Origin of the sequence: Brevibacterium zhoupengii (genome assembly GCF_021117425.1) — a bacterium.
In the GTDB taxonomy this organism is placed as follows: domain Bacteria; phylum Actinomycetota; class Actinomycetes; order Actinomycetales; family Brevibacteriaceae; genus Brevibacterium; species Brevibacterium zhoupengii.
In genome coordinates this window covers 2,613,610-2,634,807 of the sequence record NZ_CP088298.1, presented here as the reverse complement: position 1 = coordinate 2,634,807, position 21,198 = coordinate 2,613,610, and the positions used below count along the sequence as shown (strand labels likewise).

Genomic DNA, 21,198 nt, shown 5'->3' with positions numbered 1-21,198 from the left:
AAGAAGCGCATCGCAATGCCCGTCTTCGCCTCCGACATGCTCTCGTCCGTGGCCTACGCCCCCGATGAGATCCTGCTGGCGCTGTCATTGACTTCTCTTGTCGCCCTCACCGTGGCGCCCTGGATCGGAGTGGCAGTCGGTGCGGTGATCCTCGTGATCGTCGCCTGCTACCGCATCAACGTCAAGGCCTACCCATCCGGCGGCGGTGACTACGAGGTCGCATCGAAGAACCTCGGACCTCGTGCCGGACTGGTCGTCGCCGCAGCGCTGCTCGTCGACTATGTGCTGACGTTGGCCGTGTCGATGACGGTCTTCGCCGCCTACATCACGACGGCCTTCCCACCCTTGGCGCCCTACCGCGTCCTCGTGGCGATCATCGGGATTCTGCTGATCACCTTGGCGGGACTGCGCGGTTCACGTGCCACCCCGGTGCTGCTGGCGGTGCCGACCTATCTGTTCCTGGGGGCCGTCTTCCTCACCATGTGCGTGGGGCTGCTGCGTGTCGGTGCCGGGGACATCCCGCAGGCGGAGACGGCCGATTACACGATCGTCCACGGCGGGGTCGGCGACGAAGCCACGCTCGGGCTGGCCACAGTCCTCATCGTCCTGCGCGCCTTCTCCTCGGGGTCGGTGGCATTGGCCGGTGTCCAGACGGTGGCCACAGCAGTGCCGGCGTTCAAGAAGCCACGTGGCAAGAACGCGGGAAACACCTTGCTGCTCTCGGGTCTGCTGGCGGCCCTGATGCTCACCGGACTGACGTACTTGGCCTCGGTGACGGGGATCAAATACGTCGATGATCCGCATCTCTATCTTGTCCGTCCCGACGGCAGCGCGGTCAGCGCCGAATACGAACAGGAGCCGGTTCTCGCGCAGCTGGCGCATGCGATCTTCGACAATGCGCCGATCATGTTCTACCTCGTCGTGCTCGTGGCAGCCCTGGTGCTCATCGTCGCCGCGAACACTGCGGTCGAAGGATTCCCCGGTCTCGCCTCCAGGCTGGCCCGCGACGGATTCCTCCCCAGACAGCTGGCGACCAAGGGAGACCGGCTGACGTTCTCCAACGGCATCCTGCTCCTGGCCTTCGCCGCGATCCTGCTCGTCATCGCCACGCGAGCCTCGGCGACGACCCTGATCCAGCTCTATCTCGTCGGCGTCTTCGCCAGCTTCGTCGTGGGCCAGGCAGGCATGGTCCTGCACTGGAACAAACGGCTGCGCCTGGTCATCGAATCCAAGGCACGAGTGCGGATGCACCTCAACCGTCTCGTCAACGGCGCCGGCTGCGTCATCGCCTCCGGCGTCCTGCTCGTCGTGATCGTCTCCAAGTTCCTCGCCGGTGCCTGGCTCGCGGTCGCGGCAATGGCCGGACTGTTCATGATCATGGGTGCGATTCATCGCCACTACTCCCGCGTGGCACGGGAACTGGCACCGGAGACGGACAGCGAATCCCGCACGATCCCGTCGAACACCCACGCGATCGTCGTCGTCAATGAGATCAACAAACCGACCCTGCGCGCCCTGTCCTATGCGCGGGTGACACGGTCGAGCCAACTCGAGGCCATCACCGTCGCCGTCGATGAGGACTCTGCCGCCGCTCTGCAGCGGCAGTGGAATGAGATGGCGCTGCCCGTGCCGCTGACGGTCCTCGACTCTCCCTACCGAGAACTCGTCCGGCCTCTGCTGGCGCATGTGCTGGCCATCCGGCGCAGATCCCCACGCGACCTCGTCATCGTCTACATTCCCCAGTTCATCGTGGGACGCTGGTGGGAGCACATCCTGCACAACCAAGTAGCCTTGAAGCTGCGCACCCGCCTGCTGCTGGTCCCGAACGTTGTCGTGGTCTCCGTGCCCTGGCGACTGCGTTCCTTCTCCCGGCAATATGGCGGCGACGGACCCGAAAACGACAATCCACTGTACAGACAGGCTTGAACACAGATGAGCGCACCCTCTGCCGAAGAGATCCCGGCCATGGATCTGACCCTGCATATCGAGAGTCCGGCTGCCGGTGGCAGCAGCATCGCTCGCCACGAGGGGCAGGTCGTCTTCGTTACCGGTGCAATTCCGGGGGAGACCGTGCGTGCTCGCACCGAGGCAGGACCGGCGGCGAAATTCCTGCGCGCCGACGTCACTGAGGTCCTCGACGCCTCGGAGTTCCGCGTCGATGACCGTCGCTCGCAGTTCCTCGCCGAGGATGCCGGCGCTGGTGCCCTTTTCGGCGGGATGGAGTTCGCCCACGTCGACTTGGCCCATAGCCGTGAGCTCAAGGCCGAAGTCCTCCACGATCAGCTCTCGCGGATCGGACACATCGACCGCAGCGTCGAGGTGGCGGCCGCACCGGGGGAGACCACGGGCCTGAACTGGCGGACCCGCGTGCAGCTGGCCGTCGACGGCAACGGTCGGCTCGGCATGCTGGCACCGCGCTCCCACGACATCGTGCCGCTGACCGCCGCTCCGCTGGCAACGTCTGCCATCGCCGAGGTAGCCCTGTCCTCTCTGCGTCTGCCAGGTGCCGATCGGCTCGAATTCGCCTGGTCGGGTGATCGTGGAGCCGCCATCGTGCGCGGTGACTGTGATCCCTCCGCGCTCTCCGAGCTGGCGCAGGCCCTGCCCTCGCAGTGGTCAGTTCTCGCAGATGCCCGCAACGGCACCGGTCGCAAGGGAGCCAGCACCAAGGGCGGGCACTCGAAGTTGGCCGTGGTCAGGGGAGAGGGCCAGCTGATCGAAAAGGTCTCCGGACGTGACTACCGGGTCGCGGCCGACGGATTCTGGCAGGTCCACGAACAGGCTCCGGGGCTGTTGAGCGCGCAGGTCAACTCCGCTCTCAGTGACCAGACGCAGATGATCACGGATCTCTACTGCGGAGTTGGTCTGTTGGGGATCAGCGGTGCCAGTGCCACCGGTGCCCGACTCTATGGGGTCGAAGGTGCGAAATCAGCCATCGAGAACGCCAGGGTCAACGCCAAGGGCCTCACTGCGAACTTCGACGCCTCCCGGGCGGATCGTGCGACGATCCCGAACTCGGATGTCATCATCCTTGATCCGCCGCGTTCCGGTGCTGGCAAAGCCGTCACCCGGGCGCTCCTCGAATCGAGTGCGACAACGATCATCTACGTCTCCTGCGATGCCGCCACCCTCGCTCGGGACCTCGCGGTCCTGACCAACGGTGGATTCGCTATCGAGAGCCTGAGCGGATTCGACCTGTTCCCACTCACCTCTCACGTGGAAACGGTCACCATCCTCAGACGGTGACCGCATCGGGGCGTCGGGCCACCTCGGCGAGGGTGCGCGGCTGCCTTGCTCCCACCTCTGCGGCGGGGAGGTCAGTCTCGGGACCTCTGGGGGAGGAGGATCAGGACGATGAGGGCGATGAATGTGGTCAGGAAGCCCCACAGTCCCCACCATCCTGAGGAGCGGCCCTTCTCATCGGCCAAGGATCGACAGATGACGGCGAAGATAATGCCGACGAGAAGCGCACCGAATCCGAATCCGGCTCCGAGGGTGAACGGGTCCATGAGAGCTCCTTGCTCGCTGCTGTTGATATGACTCCAGATTAGAGACTTCGGACGCCGTCGCGCGTTGGAGTTGCCCGGACGTTCACCTGGGGAAAACCCGATTCTCAGTTCACCGACAGGCCACCGTCAGAAGGTGGTCAAGGGCGGCCAAATGAGATAGAATTTATCTTGACGTCAAGATACTTTTGGAAACATTTGTGTCGCGTAAATCGGTGCGCGGCTCACGGGCTTGCCCGGTTTCTTGGATGAGTGTCGGATGAAACAGGAGAATCACGATGAGCAACGTCGATACGTTCAAATCGAAGAGCACCCTGACCGTAGGCGATACGGATTATGAGATCTATCGCCTGGATCAGGTCCCAGGGTCAGAGAAGCTTCCATTCAGCCTCAAGGTGCTGATGGAGAATCTGCTGCGCACTGAAGACGGTGCGAATATCACTTCGGAGCATATCGAAGCCCTCGGCAACTGGGACCCCAGTGCCGAACCGGCTACGGAAATTCAGTTCACCCCAGCCCGTGTGGTCATGCAGGACTTCACCGGCGTGCCCTGCATCGTCGACCTCGCGACAATGCGCGAGAAGGTCGTCGAGCTCGGTGGAAAGCCGGAGCAGGTCAACCCGCTGGCTCCGGCCGAGCTGGTCATCGACCACTCGGTTCAGATCGATAACTTCGGCACCGCCGAGGCGATCGAACTCAACATGGACATGGAATACAAGCGCAACGGTGAGCGCTACCAGTTCCTGCGCTGGGGCCAGACGGCCTTCGACGACTTCAAGGTCGTTCCTCCAGGCATGGGCATCGTTCACCAGGTCAACATCGAACACCTTGCACGCGTCGTCATGCCGCGTGAGGTCGACGGTGTGCTCCGCGCCTACCCCGACACACTGGTCGGCACAGACTCCCACACCACCATGGTCAACGGCCTCGGTGTGCTCGGTTGGGGCGTCGGCGGCATCGAGGCAGAGGCAGCCATGCTCGGCCAGCCCGTCTCAATGCTCATCCCTCGCGTCGTCGGCTTCAAGCTGACCGGCGAGATCCCCTCCGGTGTGACCGCAACGGACGTCGTGCTCACGATCACCGACATGCTGCGCCAGCACGGAGCCGTCGGCAAGTTCGTCGAGTTCTACGGACAGGGCGTCTCCGCCGTGCCGCTGGCCAACCGCGCCACGATCGGCAACATGAGCCCCGAGTTCGGTTCGACCGCAGCGATCTTCCCGATCGACGAAGTGACCATCGACTACATGAAGCTCACCGGTCGTTCGGCCGAGCAGATCCAGCTGGTCGAGGACTATGCCAAGGCCCAGGGCCTGTGGCATGACCCGAGCAAGGAAGTCGAGTACTCGGAGTACCTCGAACTCGATCTCTCCACAGTCGTGCCTTCGATCTCCGGACCGAAGCGCCCGCAGGACCGCATCGAGCTCACGGATGCCAAGGACCAGTTCGCCAAGGACATCCACAACTACGCGAAGCCAGGCGAAGAGAACAAGTCGGCTCCCGTCACCACCAGCGACGGATCCAGCTTCGAACTGGCCAACGGCGCCGTGGCGATCGCTTCGATCACCTCGTGCACCAACACCTCGAACCCTTCGGTGATGCTGGCTGCAGGTCTGCTGGCCCGCAACGCCCGCAAGCGCGGACTCAACTCCAAGCCATGGGTCAAGACCTCCATCGCTCCGGGTTCGAAGGTCGTCACCGAGTACTACAAGAAGGCCAACCTCATTGAGGACCTCGAGGCACTCAACTTCTTCGTCGTCGGCTACGGCTGCACCACCTGCATCGGCAACTCCGGACCACTGGATTCCGACATCTCGGAAAGCATCCAGGACAACGACCTGGCAGTTTCCGCAGTCCTGTCCGGCAACCGTAACTTCGAGGGCCGCATCAGCCCCGATGTGAAGATGAACTACCTCGCCTCGCCTCCACTGGTCATCGCCTATGCACTGGCGGGAACCATGGACTTCGACTTCGACAACCAGCCCCTGGGCCAGGACTCGGAAGGCGTCGACGTCTACCTCAAGGATCTGTGGCCATCGCCAGAAGAGGTTGAGTCGGTCATCTCGTCCTCGATCTCGACAGATATGTTTGACGAGGAATACGGCCGGATCTTCGAAGGTGACGACCGTTGGAAGGCTCTGCAGACACCCGAAGGCGCGATCTTCGAGTGGGACAACGAGTCGACCTACGTGCGCAAGCCAACCTTCTTCGACGGAATGGGCCTGGAAGCAGAGCCCGTTTCCGACATCAAGGGTGCACGCGTTCTCGCGAAGCTCGGCGACTCGGTCACCACCGACCACATCTCGCCTGCAGGTTCCTTCAAGGCCGACACCCCGGCTGGCAAGTACCTCATCGAGCACGGCGTCGAGCGCAAGGACTTCAACTCCTTCGGTTCGCGTCGCGGCAACCACGAGGTGATGATTCGCGGTACGTTCGCGAACATCCGCCTGCAGAACCAGCTCCTCGACGGAGTCCAGGGTGGCTTCACTCGCGACTTCACTCAGGAGGGTGGTCCGCAGACCTCGATCTTCGACGCATCAGTGAACTACGCGAAGGCCGAGACTCCGCTTGTCATCCTCGGTGGCAAGGAATACGGTTCGGGATCCTCGCGTGACTGGGCTGCCAAGGGCACGAAGCTGCTCGGCGTCGAAGCTGTCATCACCGAGAGCTTCGAGCGCATCCACCGCTCGAACCTCATCGGTATGGGCGTTGTGCCTCTGCAGTTCCCTGCCGGCGAATCGGCTGATTCGCTGGGCCTCGATGGCACGGAGACCTTCTCGATCTCCGGTATCACCGAGCTCAACGAAGGCACCACTCCCAAGACCGTCAAGGTCTCGGCAGCGAAGGAAGACGGCACCACCGTCGACTTCGATGCAGTGGTCCGCATCGACACTCCGGGTGAAGCCGATTACTACCGTAACGGCGGCATCCTGCAGTACGTGCTGCGTCAGCTCGCGACTGCTTGATCATTATCAGGACTGATTGAACCGTTATCAGGACTGATTGACGAAGGCCGGTGGGAACATCCCGCCGGCCTTCGTCGTACTCGGGTGGCTATCACCAGGTAGTCCATGCGCCGGTGTTCGCACACGGTTGTTCATGCCCGGACATCTATGCCCCGTTGTGCAGGTTCGGTCAGGCGCGGAGTGCCACCGCCAGCGCTAAATCCTACTGCAAGCGCCAAGTCCTACCCTGGGCGTCAATGTCTGCCATTGCTGACAACTCATACCGTTGGCTGCGCTATGCGGATCGTCAGCGTCTTAAGCAACCGTTGCTGAGGGTGGTATTGCGAGTCACGGTGTTGGGTGCCGCTGGGGACTCTGCGACGCTGAGATCGAATGCGCTGGCAAGCCGGAGCCCGCGCGCGAGATGCTTTGGTCTGCGTGCCCGAGACATCTTTGTGCATGAGCCCTTGACACCGCGACGCGGGTGATCCTGGCACCGGCGTGGCTGTGGATCCAGACACACTCAAAGCCGGATGAGCTCGCCCGAAGACGAACTCTGGGCTGTGAAGCGTTAAGATGATTCGAGCGGAAATTGCAGTATCAGACCATCTATTGTGCATTCAGGAGCGAGGTCGAATGACATTCCTCGAGTCGATGAACTCGCCATCACAGCTGCGTGAACTCGACGACGCCGAGTGCGAAGTCCTGGCAAAGGAGATCAGGGACTACCTGGTCACCACGGTCGCCGGCACAGGTGGTCACCTGGGGCCCAACCTCGGCGTGGTCGAACTCACCGTGGGTCTCCATCGCGTGTTCGAGTCCCCACACGACACGATCCTCTTCGACGTGGGCCACCAGACCTACGTGCACAAACTCCTCACCGGACGCATGGGAGACTTCTCGAGCCTGCGCCAGCGTGACGGACTCTCGGGATATCCGAGCCGGGCCGAGAGCGAGCACGACGTCATCGAGAACTCCCATGCCTCGGCCTCGCTGTCCTGGGCCGACGGAATCGCCAAGGCGCATCAGCTCAAGGGTGAAAGCGACCGTCATGTCGTCGCCGTCATCGGTGACGGCGCACTGACCGGCGGTATGGCCTGGGAGGCGCTCAATACGATTGCGGCCGACAAGTCGACACCACCACGCAAGCTCATCATCGTCGTCAACGACAATGGACGCTCCTACGCCCCGACGGTCGGCGGATTCGCCGAGCACCTCGATGAACTGCGCACCACCACCGGATACGAAAAGCTGCTGTCCTGGGGCAAATCGACGCTGCGGCAGTCGGGTGCACCCGGACGGGCCGCCTACAGCGCCATCCACGGGGTCAAGCGTGGCCTCAAGGACATGGTCTCCGCGGAGCAGGCCGGAATGTTCGACGAACTCGGAATCAAATACCTGGGTCCTGTCGACGGACACGACCTGCCGATGGTCGAGAAGGCACTGCAGCGGGCCAAACAGTACGACGGCGGCCCCGTCATCGTGCACATGATCACGCAGAAGGGCCAGGGCTATGACCCGGCACTCAACGATGATGCCGATCAGTTCCACTCCGTCGGAGTCATCGACCCACTGACCGGCAAGTCGACACCGTCGAAGCAGACTTCATGGACCTCGGTCTTCGGCAGCGAAGTGCTCGAGATCGCTAACAACCGCGACGATATCGTCGCCGTCACCGCGGCGATGCTCCTGCCGGTGGGTCTCGCGAAGTTCGCCGAGGTGTATCCGGAGCGGGTCTTCGACGTCGGCATCGCCGAACAGCACGCAGTGACGTCCGCGGCCGGGCTCTCCTACGGCGGACTGCACCCCATCGTGTGCATCTATGCGACGTTCCTCAACCGTGCCTTCGACCAGATGCTCATGGATGTGGCCCTGCATGGCCAGGGAGTCACCTTCGTCCTGGACCGGGCAGGAATCACCGGACCCGATGGCGCCAGCCACCACGGAATCTGGGACATGGCGATGCTGCGCATCGTGCCCGGCCTCAAACTTGCCGCCCCTCGTGATGCCGCGCGTCTGACGGAGGAACTGGCCGAAGCCGTTGCCATCGAAGACGCACCGACCGTGATCCGCTTCCCGCGCGGAGGTGTGGGTACAGACATTCCGGCGCTGCGTCGACTCGACGATGGTGTCGACGTTCTGCGAGAGGTGCCGACAGGCACCCCCAAAGACGTGCTCATCGTGTCCGTCGGGCCATTCGCCGGACGCGCCCAGGAAGTGGCCGAAGAGTTGGCCGACCTGGGCATCGCGTCAACGATCGTCGACCCGCGTTGGGTGCTGCCGGTGCCAGGCGGTGTCATCGACATGGCCGTTGAGCACAGTCTCGTCGCGGTCATCGAAGACGGCGTCAAGGTCGGTGGAGTCGGTTCACAGATCCGCAGCGATCTGCGCGCCGCTGATTCGCGCGTCGGAGTCCTCGAACTCGGAGCACCCGATGAGTTCCTGCCGCAGGGCACTCGCGATGAGATCCTCGAATACGCCGGCCTCGACGTGGCCACCATCGTCTCCGAGATCGTTCATATCCTGCCCGCAGAGGTCAGGGAACGTGCTCAGCAGAGCTCACGCCGAGCCGTCTGACTCCATGAGCCTTCGGAGGCTAGAGCTGCTGCGCCGAGCAGAAACGCTCAGGCTCTGGGCAGCGACTCGAGGGTGCTTCTGAGCGCCGGTGCGCTCAATTCGACCTGCCACTGCCTGGCTCCGCGGTCAAAGAGGAACTCCTCGACGTCGACGCCCGACTGCGCGCCGAGAGCCTTGACGATAGCAGGCTGCAGCAGCACATCATGAGGAATCGTATGCTCTTCGGCAAGGTCGGCCATCGCTGCTTTGAGGGCCGCTACTCGGTCCTTGATGTCAGTGTGGCTGAACGGAGACCGTGACTGCGCTGTGTGCGTCTCCTTGCGCGCAGGCAATTCGTCTGTTGTGAGCCGGGTCGCTTTGCGATAGGCCCGGTACAGTCGACCGGAGTCCGCGCGGGAGAGCTTGGGCCACGTCGCCATGATGTCGTCGCTCGACTGCACCCGTGACTGGGCGAGGGCGACAAGATCGCGATCGCGGAGAATGCGTGAGGGGGCGGTATCAGACTCGGCGGCCATCTCATCACGAGACGTCCACAGCTCGCGTACCTTGGCGATGTCCTTGCGCGATTTGAGCTTTGTCAGCCCATGGGTTCGGCGCCAGGGTTCGGCGAAGTGCTTGGGCTGGAAATCGAGGAGATGCTCGAACTCCTGCCTGGCGAACTCCCATTTGTCGGCTTCGATGAGAGCCTCGTGGAGGATGTCGCGGATGGGCAGCAGCACCTCGACGTCAAGAGCGGCGTAGTTGAGCCATTCCTTCGGCAGCGGCCGCTTCGACCAGTCGGCTGCCGAGTGCTCCTTGGCCAGACGGACTCCGAGAGTCCTCTCCGCCACGGCGGCGAGACCGAATTTCTCCCATCCGAGCATTCTGGCCGCAAGCTCGGTGTCGAAGAGCACTTCGGGCTGCATGCCGCGTTCCTGCAGACATGGCAGATCCTGGGTCACAGAGTGAATGACCCATTCTGCCCCGGCGAATGCGTCATTGAGCGGGCTGAGGTCAGCAAGCACCTCAGAGTCGAGGAGGAAGGTGCCGGCGTTTTCCCGTCGCAGCTGCACCAGGAAGGCTCGCTGGCCGTATCTGATGCCAGAGGCACGCTCGGCATCGATGGCGATGGGGCCGGATCCCTGCGCAAGATCGGCGCAGGCCGAGGTGAATTCGGCCGGGGTGTCGACGAGCGGCGGTACGCCGTTTGCGGGTGTGGCCAAGAGCGGTAGTTCGGTTGTCATCGACGTCGCCCGGGCAGGGCTGAAACTCCTTCAGGAAGCGGTGGCAGTCCGGCAACTGTGCACAGCAGATCGATCCACGCTTCGAAGTGATCGCCGATCAGTTCCGGCTCCGCGATCACGGGGGTCCATGAAGCGCGCAGCTCCAAGTCTATCGTGGACGGCCGATCGGCAAGCGTGCCGAAGCTCTCTGAGAGAACGCGGGTGGTCGTGCCTCCGGCGGCGACGACCTCGCAGTTATTGGACTCCAGCGCTTCTTCGAGCCAGGTCCAAGCGACCGGACCGAGCATCGTCTCATTGCCGAGTTCGTGTTCGAGTTCGGCGCGGATGTAGGACACGACCCGGAACCGCCCCTCCCACTCCTCGGGGGAGCTGGGGTCGAAGAGGACGACGATGCGGCCGGTGGCCAATTCGTCGATGGCCTCTCCGCTGGCTCGCAGGAAGGTCTCATCGGCGCTGACTTCGACTCCCAGCGCATACGAATACGGCGCCAGACGAGCCGGCGCCGGGATTTCAGAGATCGAGACGTTATTCGTGTTCCGGGCTTCGCGCAGAACCGAGGTCACGGCGGAGAACTCCGACGGAATGCGATTGAGAGGTGAGGTGTTGACCACACTTGCCACGATAGATCAGGCCACGGTTGAGGTGAACCGTCCACGCCGTGACGGAACCAAGAGTTTTCGACCACGGCCTCGAGCAAGACTCGGCGTCTTGAAACCGGCATCCGGTGGGCATCAATCCGTCGGGGATGGGAGGATGGAGACATGACTTCAACCTTGTTGCCCGCCCTGCGCGGAGAGCAGATTGCGCACACTCCCGTCTGGTTCATGCGACAGGCAGGCCGATCACTTCCCGAATACCGCGAACTGCGTGCCGGCACCGCAATGCTTGATGCCTGCCGGACCCCGGAACTTGTCTCAGAGATCACACTGCAGCCGGTGCGTCGCCATGGTGTGGATGCTGCCATCTTCTTCTCTGACATCGTTGTGCCGCTGCAGGCGGCCGGAGTCGATGTGGAGATCGTTCCCGGCACGGGCCCCGTGATTGCGAACCCGATCCGCAGCCGCGCCGATGTCAACGCACTGGCCGAGCTCGAGCCCGAGCAGATTCCCGATATCGCCGAATCCATCGGCCGGATCCTCGAAGAGCTGGGCCAGGAGACTCCGCTGATCGGATTCGCCGGAGCCCCCTTCACTCTGGCCAGCTACCTCATCGAAGGCGGACCGAGCAAGAACCATGAGAAGACCAAATCCCTCATGGCCTCAGACCCGGATACCTTCTCTCTGCTGCTGAGCAAGCTCGCTCGGATCTCCTCGACCTTCCTCGATGTCCAGCTCGGGGCCGGAGCCTCAGCGTTCCAACTCTTCGACTCCTGGGCAGGCTACCTGTCCCGCCGCGACTACGAGGCTCACGTCGTCGAGCACTCCACCGCGGTCTTCGAATCCCTGCGCCACTACGAAGTTCCGAGCATCCATTTCGGTGTCCAGACCGGTGAGCTCCTGACCTCCATGTCACGCGCCGGTTCCACCGCAGTCGGTGTCGACTTCCGAGTCGACCTGGACGATGCCTCGACGCGCGTGCAGCCGGGCCAGCCGCTGCAGGGCAACCTCGACCCGGCGCTGCTCTTCGCTCCCTGGGAAGCTCTGGCACCGCGAATCGAGGAGATCGTGAAGCAGGGCCTCAATCATGAAGCAGGCTTCGTGTTCAACCTCGGCCACGGAGTCCTCCCCGACACCGACCCGGACGTGCCCGGACGGATCGTGGACGAAGTCCACCGCGTCTCCGCAGAGATCCTGGCCGCACGGGGCTGAGGCGATGCGTCACATCACGATCGTCGGGGGAGGCATCTCCGGTCTCGTCACCGCCTATCGACTGGCCCCCGATCATCAGGTCACACTCCTCGAAGCCGACTCCAGCCTCGGCGGCTGCCTGCATTCGACGACCTTGAACGGAACTGTTCCCGTAGGCCTCGACATCGGTGCCGAAGCCAGCCTGTACCGTCGCCCCGAGACGAAGGATCTGGCTGCCGAACTCGGACTCGACGTCGAATTCCCCTCCACGAAGCACAGTTCGCGAGTCCTGTCGAAGGGGCGACTCCACGCGATCCCCAAACGCACGATCATGGGAGTGCCCGGCAATTCGACCGAGGTCCGCGACCTCCTCGGGCCGGCCGCCAGCGAGCGCGTCGCACATGAGGTCATCACCGCACCGATCGACGGTCGCGACGTGTCGTTGGGGGACTTCCTCAGCGACCGCCTCGGCGCCGACCTCGTCGACACACTTGTCGACCCACTGCTCGGGGGAGTGTACGCGGGTCGATGCCGTGACCTGTCGCTGGCGGCAACGGTGCCTGCTCTGCTGCCGGCCGCAACCGAAGGCATTTCGGTGCTCGAACTGGTCGAGAGCCTGCTTTCAGCGCGTGACGCGCAGTCGGCATCACTGGCGGCGGGGGAGACCCCGCAGCCGGTGTTCATGAGTCTCATCGGAGGGATCAACCGTCTGGTTCCGGCACTCGTCGAGCGCATCCGCGAGCACAACGGCACCATCCACACCGACACACGGGTGAGCTCAGTTCACGTCGACAACGGTCGCTGGACTGTGGAGGCCGAGGATTTCAGCCTGGAATCCGACGGTCTTGTGCTCGCCACCCCCGCACACGTGACGAAGGATCTCATCGCCGAGGTGGCTCCCCAGTCCTCGTCAATGTTGGCCTCCGTGCCCTACGCGTCAACCGCTCTGATTCCTGCACTTGTCGAGGTTGGAGAGCGAGGGCTCGATGGCTCCGGTTTCCTCATCCCACCCACGGAGAAGTCGTTCATCAAGGCATCGACCTTCGTGTCGAACAAGTGGCCGTGGATGCGTGAGCGCATCCCCGAAGGCACCGCCCTGATCAGGATGAGTATCGGACGCTACCGGGATGAGCCCGGGGTCTGGCAGAACTGTACGGACGAGGAGCTCATCTCACGGGCCTTCGAAGACTGGCAGGCCGCTCTCGGGCGGGAATCGGATCGGCTCATCGCAGCCGAGGCACGCCGCTGGGATCGTGCTCTGCCGCAGTACCTGCCAGGGCACGGTGAGATGGTGGCGAGAGTCGACGAGGAGATCGACGAAGTCGCCGGACTCGAACTGGCAGGTTCGGCCTACTTCGGCGTGGGCATCCCGGCTTGCATCAGCCGGGCCGAGACCGCAGCTCAGAGAATCACATCGATGCAGACTTGAATTTTCCAGACTGGCAGGACCGCCTCGCATGCACGACCGCCACGCAGACACGACTACTTTGCAGACCCGACCACTACACACAACATGCACCGACACACGGAAGAAGGAGCAGGAATGAGCGAATACTCTCACCCCACCGACGAGCAGATCGATCAGGCGAACAACGAGACGCGTTATATCGCGTATTCGGTCTTCGCCTCCGCCGGCGAACTCGGTGATGCCGATCGCACCGAACTCGCCGACGAGGTCGACGAAGCACTCGCCCCGTTGAAGGAGCAGGGGCTTGTCGTCCGCGGAATCTACGATGTCTCCGCCCTGCGCGCAGATGCCGATGTGATGTTCTGGTGGCATGCGCCGACCATCGAATTGGTCCAGGCCGCCTACTCGGCGGTGCGTCGCAGCATGCTGGGCGGAGTCCTCGAACCGGTGTGGTCAGTCGTGGGACTTCACCGTCCGGCCGAGTTCAACAAGGCGCACCTGCCTGCACTGCTCACCGATGACGAACCAGGCAAGTACATCTGCGTGTACCCCTTCGTCCGCTCCTACGACTGGTATCTCCTTGATCCCGCGGAACGCTCGAAGATGCTGCGCGATCATGGCATGGCGGCCGCAGGCTACAAGGACATCAAGGCCAACACGATCGCTTCATTCGCTCTCGGTGACTACGAGTGGCTGCTGGCCTTCGAAGCCCCCGAACTTCACCGCATCGTCGACCTCATGCGCGATCTGCGCAACACCGAGGCGCGCCTGCACGTGCGCGAAGAGGTTCCGTTCTACACCGGGCCGCTGCGCGAACTCGTCGATATCATCACCGACTGGCGCTGATCCTGGGGCTCGGGGCCGCGACGGGGGAGACCACCCCGGCGCGGCCCCGAGCCCGTTCTGGGGAGCTCACGCTGCGCTGATCATTCGGGGTTCTGCTTCTTCACCACATAGGAATGGCCGTTGGCGTCGGTGCGCATCTCCAAGCCCATCGCGTCGAGGCGCTCGTGGCGCAGGTGCTCATCTTCGTAGTAGCCACCGGGACGGGAGTTGTCGACTTGTGCGGGGCCGACGATCTTGCGGAAGAAGCGATTGAGCCAGGCAACGCGTCGCTGAGAATCGTGGGAGTCAGACATGTGAGTCCATTCAATGGTTGAGAGCCGGGCGGTTGGCGTCGGCTGAGGTGAACGGTATATATACAGTGTACACTAATCATTAGTGTACTAACTAAAAGGTTGTCGTCGTTGGAAGGACAAAGAAGAGATGCAGACCGCATACGATCCTCTGGCTCTGGAGAGCCAGATCTGCTTTGCCTTGGCCGTGGCCTCTCGTGGAGTGATCTCCGCCTATCGGTCCGTGCTCGAACCCATCAACCTCACTCACCCGCAGTACCTGGTCATGTTGTCCCTCTGGCAGCACGAGAGGCTGCCGGTGCGAAAGATCGCCGAGCTGCTGCGACTCGAGGCAGCAACGGTGTCGCCGCTGATCAAACGTCTCGAGGCATTGGACTACGTGGAGAAGCGACGCAGCAGCCACGACGAGAGGGTCGTCGAAGTCTCCTTGACCGAGACTGGTGCGCACCTGCGGAAGACGGCCGAGGCGATTCCCGGGCAGATGATGGCCAAGCTCGATATGGGTGAGGCAGATCTGCGTGAGCTCCACTCAACGATGACACGCCTCATCGAGGCAGTCGATGCCTCTCAGGTGCAGCAGCAGGACAGTTCGGCCCGAGCCTAGTGTGTCCCGAAGCCTCAGGCGTTCGCCGGGCGTGACATCGGAGTGTGCTCGATCCCGTCCTCGAAGAATCGTGGACCATTCGGGCTGAACCCGAAGCCGGCGTAGAAGCCCTCAAGGTGAGATTGGGCGTTGAGAGTCAGCAGCCGGTGGCTGTGGCCGGCGACGAGTTCGCTGAGGAGCCGTCGCCCCCAGCCTCCGCCGCGAACATCAGGGTTGGTCACGACGCGGCTGATGCTGCGGGCGCCGGGTACGAAAGCCGGCCCGTCCGGGAAATCGGGCGGCAGCATACGAGCGTAGGCCTTGGGCGCCAGACTTCGGCCCACCTCGGCGCCGTGAGAATCCTGCATGGTTCGCACATCTCCGGGGAAGAACGCATGCAAGGTCTGCGGCAGAGAGTCCACACCGTCCTGGTCCAGGAAGACGCAATTCTGTTCGACGACGAAGACCTGGGAGCGCAGCTGCAGGATCCCGTAGAGCTCGGCGAGGGTGAGTTCGTCGAAGGTCTTGACGACGAGCTGGGAGTCTTCGCTCACTCCTGTCCGTCGATGAGCCGCAGTGACACCGAGTTCAGGCAGTAGCGCAGGTCGGTGGGTGTGTCGTAGCCTTCGCCTTCGAACAGGTGTCCCATGTGCGAATCGCAGTTCGCGCACCGGACCTCGATGCGCTCCATCCCCATCGAAGTATCGCGGAGGTAGCGCACCCGGTCCTCGGCCAGAGGCGCATAGAACGAGGGCCAACCGCAGTGGGAGGAGAACTTGGTGTCTGAGGGGAACAGGTCTGCACCGCAGGCACGGCACTGGTACATTCCGACAGTCGTCGTGTCGACGTATTCGCCCGTGAACGGACGTTCCGTACCGCCTTGCCTCAGCACCGCGAATTCGGCAGGAGTGAGCACGTCCTGCCAGCGGACTTCCTCGGGATTGGCTTCTGCGTTGGCATTCGGTGACTGACTCATCGCGACCTCCGGGCCTTGTCGGTTTCTCTTGTCTCCCATTGTCCCACTGCCGCCTGACACGCTGGCAGTCCGGTTCCGGGCAATGCGTGATGTGGCAGCGCGCGGGCTCTGGGGAGCCTTCTCACCTGCACAACAGCGTTTGGAGACTGCTCATTCCTTGGGCGACAATGAAGGTAGGAGGTTTTCATGGTTCGCGACACTAAATTCCCGACTCGCCTGCTTCTGGCTTCGGTGGGTGTCGGTGCTGGGATCGGCGCTGTGATCTCGGTGGCGTCCTCGGGGCTGGCCGTCTATTTCGCACGCAAGATCGTGGTGCCCGAGAATGCGCCGGAAGAGCTCGATATTCTCCATATCGATGGGTTCTCGCCCAATATGCGCATTCATCTGCCCGCCACTGAAGAGACGACGGTGCGCGGGACCTACGGCCTCTACTTCAATCAGGGTGCCGGCCATGCCGTGATCGGCGACATCGTCGAATACGATCCGCGCTCGAGAACCGTGTCCCGGGAGATCCTCTCGGTCACTCGCGGCGATATCAAACGGGCCTCTCACGGACGTTGGACGGGCATCGTGTACCCGGAGCCGCTGGCGGCTGGAGTCGATTCTGAGGACATCGAGATCGAGTCCGATGCAGGCAGGCTTCCGGCCTGGCTGCTGCCTACCGACCATCCCGAGCCGCAGAGCACCTGGGCGATCCTCGTCCATGGTCGTGCCAGCACTCGGGCCGAGGGTCTGCGTGCCGCTCCGATTCTCAATACGTTGGGCATCCCGGCGATCGCCATGTCCTATCGCAATGACGCCGAGGTGCGAGTCGAGACCACCTCTCGCTACGGCCTCGGCGACACCGAATGGATCGACGTGGATGCCGCGATCGATTTCGCACTTTCGCACGGTGCCAGCGACGTCGTTCTCATCGGCTGGTCGATGGGCGGCGCCATTTCGCTGCAGGCCGCCTCCCGCGGACGCAACAGGCACTATGTGAAGGCACTCGTCCTCGACGGACCAGTCGTCGACTGGGTGAATGTCCTCGACAATCAGGCCCGTCTCAACATGTTGCCGACTCCGGTCGCGAAACTCACGTTGGAGATGATCACCCAACCATGGGCGCGTCCGATCACCGGGCTGCAGACGCCGCTGGATCTGGGCCGACTGGACTGGGTGACCCGTGCCGCTGAACTCGACGTTCCCGTTCTGCTCATCCACTCCGACGATGACGAATTCGTACCCTCATCGCCGTCCCACGCGTTGGCATCGGTGCGCCGCGACCTGGTGACGATGCCCGTCTACGAGAAGGCCCGCCACACCAAGGAATGGAACGTCGACCCCGTTCGCTGGGAAGACGATGTGGCGAACTTCCTCGAGGCGAAGGTTCTGCCTAAGAACTGATCGGGGTCTCAGGGTCGCAGCACCAGAGTGTCCTCGGTGTGCCGGTCCAAGGCATCTGGAGTGTAGGGCCACGGCCGGGTCTTATTGGCCGCCCAGTCCTCGGTCTGATCTGCATAGTGCGGGTGGAAGGCATGACCAGAAGCGCCCGTGAGGTTGATCCACTGCGAATGGTTGAAGTCCTTGAGGTCGATGATCTGTCTCATCGACGGCACCCAGTTCGTCTCGAACCCGACCGAAGCATCCCACCCGGTGGCGTTGACCTCTCCGGAACCGCCTGCGACTTCATAGGGCCCGCGATTGAACAGCTGCTCGATGGGTTTGATTCCGGATTCGCCGAGGCTGGCGTTGCGGATGGTCAGCCTGTGCAGAATACCCCAGCGCCAGGTCACCGGTTCGGAGCCGAGCAGATCCTCGGTCGTCTTCCACGCCGAGTCCATGGCCCGAGCCAGCGCTTCGTCCCGATCATCGACCTCGGAGTCGGCCCACCAGTCGGAGTCGGGGTCCTTGAGCTGGTTCTTGATGATGAGGTACCAGCGTGAGCCGCCTCCAGGGGGCACAGCATCAGGCAGCTTCGGAGCGAAGACCTCATCGAGGATCGTCTTCGTGAGCACGTTGAAGTAGGCTGCGGCGGCGCTGTTGGCGTCATCGCGACCGTTCCAGGACGAGAGCAGCTCCTGGGCTTCGGCGATGTCGGTGCCCTCTTCTGCCTCGATGTCCTCGAGCAGAGGGATCAGAGTCAGCGCCAGGGGATTGAGGTCATCTCCTTGAATCCGAGACATGTCGGCAGTCGTGACATCACCGTCGGCAATCGTGTCCTGGACCAGCTTCGTGATTCGCCGAGCCCGGTCCCCATCGTCGAAGTCATTGCTCAGCTGGACGGAATCCCCAGGGGGAGTGACCGGGTTGTTGGCTGTCACGATCCACCCCCGTTCGGGGTTGTAGAGACTCGGCAGATCCTTGAAGTCGAGGTATCCCTGCCAGTTTTCGTCGGTCTTCCAGCCGTGTCGGGGCAGCATGCCGTCGCCCTTGCCCCGTTTGGGGATCTTGCCCGGGGCCTGGTAGCCGATGTTGCCGGCGGTGTCTGCATAGATGAGGTTCTGGGCCGGCACGTCGAAGAGTGAGGCTGCCTGCCGGAATTCGTCCCAGTTCCTGGCCGCGTTGAGACCGAAGATCGCGGAGGCAGTGTTGCCCGGCTGCAGGGCCGTCCACTGCAGTGCAAGCTGGTAGTGCTCATCGCCCGGACCCGATTTCGTGTCGGCGGTGTTGGCTCCGGTCGCAGCATCGAGGACACCGCGATAGGGGCCCTCGAGGTCGGAGATGAGAGGACCGTTGCTCGTCGAGCGGATCGTGATCTCGCGTGGTTCCTGCTTCGCGATCTTCACGGTCTCCTTGCGCGTGGTGACGGCTTCGTCCCCGGTGTCACGAACCGCTTCGCCGTCGCGGATCCTTTCGACCACGAGGTCGGCGACGTCAGGTCCCAGGTTCGTCAGACCCCAGGCGATGTTCTGATTGTGTCCGATGACGACCCCGGGCAGTCCGGAGAAGGAGAACCCAGACACGTCAAAGGGGCATTCGGGTGTGATCTCGGTGCAGCGCAGTCCGATCTGATGCCATACCGAGGGCATGGCGGGAGACAGGTGCGGATCGTTGGCCAGAAGCGGGGCACCGGTGGCAGTGTGCTCACCGGAGACCACCCACGAATTCGATCCGATGTCATGACTGTTGACCCCCAACAGAGTCGGCAGCGTCTTCAGATGCTCCTTGAGCTCGCCGAGGTTGCCCGGAGTCTGGCTGTCTGCCGCGTCGTCCGCTTGTGGTGAGTCCACCCCGGTCACTTCGCCTCCGGCTCGTGCTTCGTCCTCGCCGGACTTGCTGCCACCGGACTTGCTGTCGCCGCTCTTGCGGCTTGCCGCGGGTGCTGTGGCCCCGGCGTTGCCGCCGATGATCGTCGGTCGGGTGTCATAGGGGTAGTCAGGGTAGACATCGGCCATCTGCTCGTCGTCGAGCGTGGTCGTGCTGATCGCTCGGTCGATCTCGTCCTCGACGTTCGAACGCAGGTCCCAGGCCATGGCCTTGAGCCAGGACACGCTGTCGACTGGTGTCCACTCCTCGATCTCAACCCCGCCGTTCTGCAGGCCGACGATTCCGTACTCGAGTGACACCTCGGTGGGGGACTTGTCGTGCAGGTAGGCGTTCACGCCTTCGGCATAGGCCTCGTAATATGCGCGCGTTTTGTCATCGAGAGCCGCGACCTCCGCCTCGGCGACCTTGCGCCAGCCGAGAGTGCGAATGAACGAATCGGTGCCGAACTGTGACTCTCCGAAGAGTTCCGAGAGCCGACCGGAGGTGACATGCCGACGGAAGTCCATCTCCCAGAAACGATCTTGGGCATGGACGAAGCCCTGGGCCAGGAAGAGGTCATGAGAGGTGCTGGCCTCTACAGTCGGGACTCCCGATTCATCCCGGGTGACGCTGACCTCGGCATCGAGGCCAGGCAATGAGATGTCGCCGTCCGTAGTGGGAAACGACCGGCGCATGAAGAAGACGCCGAGCAGGGTGAGGATGAGCAGCAGGACGAGAATCGCAGCGAGGACGCGGATGAGGACCTTCGTGCTCACGAAGCGGTGCGATCCCGATGGGCGGCGGACCGCTGCCACCAGTGCGCTGGAATCCTCGGGATCCGCGTCTGCCATGTGTCTCCTTCGGCCAAGTCTGAGTTTCAGCTCAGATTATCAGGTGAACTGACCTCATCCGGGGGTTTGGGCGGGTAGACGAATGTGACGAGAACGACGGAGATCATCATCAGCAGGAACCACGCGACGAGCTTGGTCACCGGCACAAGTTCCCAGCCGTCGACTTGTGAAGGGTAGAGCCATGCACCAGTGGCGGTGCCGATGTTCTCAGCGATCCAGATGAAGAACGCCACCAGCACGAAAGCGAGAAGCACCGGCATGCGCAGCGTGAGTCGGTGCACATGGAAATGCATGCTGCAGCGGAAGAAGACCACGGCCACAGCCAGGACGAGGACCAGCCGCACATCGACCATAAAGTGGTGGGTGAAGAAGTTGATGTAGATCGCTGCGGCGATGACTGCGGTGATCCATCTCGGCGGGTAGTGGCTGAAGCGCAGATCGAAGAGTCGGTAGACGCGCACGATGTACGAGCCGACGGCGGCATACATGAACCCGGTGAACAGGGGGACCGCTCCGATGTGGAGGACACCGCCTTCCGCGTAGTTCCACGAACCCACCGAAGTCTTGAAGATCTCCATGCCCGTGCCCACGATGTGGAAGAGCACGATGACCCAGAGCTCCCGCCCGGTCTCCAAACGGAAGATGAGCATGAGGGCTTGGATGAGGACAGCCACGATGACGAGGAGATCATTGCGGGCCAGGCTCGCGTCGTCCGGGTACCACCACGCTGTGGCGATGATGGCCAGCAGCATGAGAGCTCCGAACAGGCACGCCCACGCCTGTTTGATCCCGAAGACGATGAACTCTCTCAGACCGGCGGGGATCCGACCCAGATGCCGATTGGCCAGATCGTCGAGGACGCGTTCACGACGAGTGAGCTCGTGCTGATCTGCCATGGGGTCCTTGTCCGGGTGAGAAGCGGTCGAGGACGATTCTATCGTGGCCGGTGTCGCGTTCGGCCAGCCCCGGAAATCGTCTGGG

Annotated in this window: 17 protein-coding genes; 9 read left to right on the top strand and 8 right to left on the bottom strand. The window is 62.9% G+C overall.

The genetic code is table 11. The features are described 5' to 3' along the window. Nucleotides 1-15 precede the first annotated feature (15 nt). Nucleotides 16-1,926, top strand: coding sequence for an APC family permease (locus LQ788_RS12035; protein WP_231441288.1), 1,911 nt, complete (start codon nt 16-18; stop codon nt 1,924-1,926). A gap of 6 nt (nt 1,927-1,932) precedes the next feature. Next, nucleotides 1,933-3,246, top strand: a complete 1,314-nt coding sequence (locus tag LQ788_RS12030) for a class I SAM-dependent RNA methyltransferase (RefSeq protein WP_231441285.1) — start codon at nt 1,933-1,935, stop codon at nt 3,244-3,246. 71 nt (nt 3,247-3,317) lie between these two features. Here the strand turns inward: LQ788_RS12030 and LQ788_RS12025 are convergent, their stop codons facing one another. After that, complete coding sequence (locus LQ788_RS12025) at nt 3,318-3,509, bottom strand: hypothetical protein (protein ID WP_231441282.1); 192 nt, start codon at nt 3,507-3,509, stop codon at nt 3,318-3,320. A gap of 275 nt (nt 3,510-3,784) precedes the next feature. Between LQ788_RS12025 and acnA the strand changes: the two genes are divergently transcribed. Both acnA and dxs read left to right on the top strand, forming a co-directional pair. Next, entirely contained in the window at nt 3,785-6,469 is a 2,685-nt protein-coding gene (gene acnA / locus LQ788_RS12020) for an aconitate hydratase AcnA (RefSeq protein WP_231441280.1), read from the top strand. A 615-nt stretch (nt 6,470-7,084) separates the two neighbouring features. After that, the gene (gene dxs / locus LQ788_RS12015; RefSeq protein WP_231441278.1) at nt 7,085-9,025 is read left to right on the top strand and encodes a 1-deoxy-D-xylulose-5-phosphate synthase; all 1,941 of its coding nucleotides are present in this window, start codon (nt 7,085-7,087) and stop codon (nt 9,023-9,025) included. Between the two features lie 47 nt (nt 9,026-9,072). On the opposite strand, the gene LQ788_RS12010 is transcribed toward dxs, so the two are convergent. Together LQ788_RS12010 and LQ788_RS12005 are read right to left on the bottom strand one after the other, a co-directional pair. Further along, nucleotides 9,073-10,248, bottom strand: a complete 1,176-nt coding sequence (locus tag LQ788_RS12010; RefSeq protein WP_231441277.1) for an HRDC domain-containing protein — start codon at nt 10,246-10,248, stop codon at nt 9,073-9,075. Continuing rightward, on the bottom strand, nt 10,245-10,859 hold the full coding sequence (locus tag LQ788_RS12005) for a DUF3000 domain-containing protein (RefSeq protein WP_231441275.1): 615 nt from the start codon (nt 10,857-10,859) through the stop codon (nt 10,245-10,247). Before LQ788_RS12005 ends, LQ788_RS12010 begins: the two co-directional genes overlap by 4 nt. A 150-nt stretch (nt 10,860-11,009) precedes the next feature. Between LQ788_RS12005 and hemE the strand changes: the two genes are divergently transcribed. The 3 genes from hemE (at nt 11,010) to hemQ (ending at nt 14,289) form a co-directional block, all read left to right on the top strand. Next, nucleotides 11,010-12,056 (top strand): uroporphyrinogen decarboxylase, encoded by a 1,047-nt coding sequence (hemE, locus tag LQ788_RS12000; protein WP_231441273.1) that lies wholly within the window; start codon nt 11,010-11,012, stop codon nt 12,054-12,056. A 4-nt stretch (nt 12,057-12,060) separates the two neighbouring features. Further along, the gene (hemG, locus tag LQ788_RS11995) at nt 12,061-13,464 is read left to right on the top strand and encodes a protoporphyrinogen oxidase (protein WP_231441271.1); all 1,404 of its coding nucleotides are present in this window, start codon (nt 12,061-12,063) and stop codon (nt 13,462-13,464) included. A gap of 114 nt (nt 13,465-13,578) precedes the next feature. Further along, nucleotides 13,579-14,289, top strand: coding sequence for a hydrogen peroxide-dependent heme synthase (hemQ, locus tag LQ788_RS11990; protein ID WP_231441269.1), 711 nt, complete (start codon nt 13,579-13,581; stop codon nt 14,287-14,289). Between the two features lie 80 nt (nt 14,290-14,369). Here the strand turns inward: hemQ and LQ788_RS11985 are convergent, their stop codons facing one another. Beyond that, the gene (locus tag LQ788_RS11985; protein ID WP_231441267.1) at nt 14,370-14,582 is read right to left on the bottom strand and encodes a hypothetical protein; all 213 of its coding nucleotides are present in this window, start codon (nt 14,580-14,582) and stop codon (nt 14,370-14,372) included. A 127-nt stretch (nt 14,583-14,709) separates the two neighbouring features. Here LQ788_RS11985 and LQ788_RS11980 point away from each other — a divergent pair, with 127 nt between their 5' ends. Beyond that, on the top strand, nt 14,710-15,183 hold the full coding sequence (locus LQ788_RS11980) for a MarR family winged helix-turn-helix transcriptional regulator (protein ID WP_231441265.1): 474 nt from the start codon (nt 14,710-14,712) through the stop codon (nt 15,181-15,183). Between the two features lie 14 nt (nt 15,184-15,197). On the opposite strand, the gene LQ788_RS11975 is transcribed toward LQ788_RS11980, so the two are convergent. Both LQ788_RS11975 and msrB read right to left on the bottom strand, forming a co-directional pair. Further along, nucleotides 15,198-15,716 (bottom strand): GNAT family N-acetyltransferase, encoded by a 519-nt coding sequence (locus LQ788_RS11975; protein WP_231441263.1) that lies wholly within the window; start codon nt 15,714-15,716, stop codon nt 15,198-15,200. Beyond that, entirely contained in the window at nt 15,713-16,138 is a 426-nt protein-coding gene (gene msrB / locus LQ788_RS11970) for a peptide-methionine (R)-S-oxide reductase MsrB (RefSeq protein ID WP_231441261.1), read from the bottom strand. The genes LQ788_RS11975 and msrB overlap by 4 nt, the downstream gene beginning before the upstream one ends. Nucleotides 16,139-16,324: 186 nt before the next feature. Here msrB and LQ788_RS11965 point away from each other — a divergent pair, with 186 nt between their 5' ends. After that, nucleotides 16,325-17,524, top strand: a complete 1,200-nt coding sequence (locus LQ788_RS11965) for an alpha/beta hydrolase family protein (RefSeq protein ID WP_231441258.1) — start codon at nt 16,325-16,327, stop codon at nt 17,522-17,524. A gap of 8 nt (nt 17,525-17,532) precedes the next feature. Here the strand turns inward: LQ788_RS11965 and LQ788_RS11960 are convergent, their stop codons facing one another. Both LQ788_RS11960 and LQ788_RS11955 read right to left on the bottom strand, forming a co-directional pair. After that, complete coding sequence (locus LQ788_RS11960; protein ID WP_231441256.1) at nt 17,533-20,217, bottom strand: penicillin acylase family protein; 2,685 nt, start codon at nt 20,215-20,217, stop codon at nt 17,533-17,535. A 26-nt stretch (nt 20,218-20,243) separates the two neighbouring features. Beyond that, on the bottom strand, nt 20,244-21,113 hold the full coding sequence (locus LQ788_RS11955; RefSeq protein WP_231441254.1) for a DUF817 domain-containing protein: 870 nt from the start codon (nt 21,111-21,113) through the stop codon (nt 20,244-20,246). Between the last annotated feature and the right edge of the window lie 85 nt (nt 21,114-21,198).

What these genes read in the sequence shown, in the direction of transcription:
- hemE (WP_231441273.1), top strand. Translation starts at nt 11,010, where the DNA reads ATGACTTCAACCTTGTTGCCCGCCCTGCGCGGAGAGCAGATTGCGCAC.
- acnA (WP_231441280.1), top strand. Translation starts at nt 3,785, where the DNA reads ATGAGCAACGTCGATACGTTCAAATCGAAGAGCACCCTGACCGTAGGC.
- LQ788_RS12035 (WP_231441288.1), top strand. Translation starts at nt 16, where the DNA reads ATGCCCGTCTTCGCCTCCGACATGCTCTCGTCCGTGGCCTACGCCCCC.
- LQ788_RS11985 (WP_231441267.1), bottom strand. Translation starts at nt 14,582, where the DNA reads ATGTCTGACTCCCACGATTCTCAGCGACGCGTTGCCTGGCTCAATCGC.
- LQ788_RS12030 (WP_231441285.1), top strand. Translation starts at nt 1,933, where the DNA reads ATGAGCGCACCCTCTGCCGAAGAGATCCCGGCCATGGATCTGACCCTG.
- LQ788_RS12025 (WP_231441282.1), bottom strand. Translation starts at nt 3,509, where the DNA reads ATGGACCCGTTCACCCTCGGAGCCGGATTCGGATTCGGTGCGCTTCTC.
- LQ788_RS11980 (WP_231441265.1), top strand. Translation starts at nt 14,710, where the DNA reads ATGCAGACCGCATACGATCCTCTGGCTCTGGAGAGCCAGATCTGCTTT.
- hemQ (WP_231441269.1), top strand. Translation starts at nt 13,579, where the DNA reads ATGAGCGAATACTCTCACCCCACCGACGAGCAGATCGATCAGGCGAAC.
- LQ788_RS11960 (WP_231441256.1), bottom strand. Translation starts at nt 20,217, where the DNA reads ATGGCAGACGCGGATCCCGAGGATTCCAGCGCACTGGTGGCAGCGGTC.
- msrB (WP_231441261.1), bottom strand. Translation starts at nt 16,138, where the DNA reads ATGAGTCAGTCACCGAATGCCAACGCAGAAGCCAATCCCGAGGAAGTC.
- LQ788_RS11955 (WP_231441254.1), bottom strand. Translation starts at nt 21,113, where the DNA reads ATGGCAGATCAGCACGAGCTCACTCGTCGTGAACGCGTCCTCGACGAT.
- LQ788_RS11965 (WP_231441258.1), top strand. Translation starts at nt 16,325, where the DNA reads ATGGTTCGCGACACTAAATTCCCGACTCGCCTGCTTCTGGCTTCGGTG.
- dxs (WP_231441278.1), top strand. Translation starts at nt 7,085, where the DNA reads ATGACATTCCTCGAGTCGATGAACTCGCCATCACAGCTGCGTGAACTC.
- LQ788_RS12010 (WP_231441277.1), bottom strand. Translation starts at nt 10,248, where the DNA reads ATGACAACCGAACTACCGCTCTTGGCCACACCCGCAAACGGCGTACCG.
- hemG (WP_231441271.1), top strand. Translation starts at nt 12,061, where the DNA reads ATGCGTCACATCACGATCGTCGGGGGAGGCATCTCCGGTCTCGTCACC.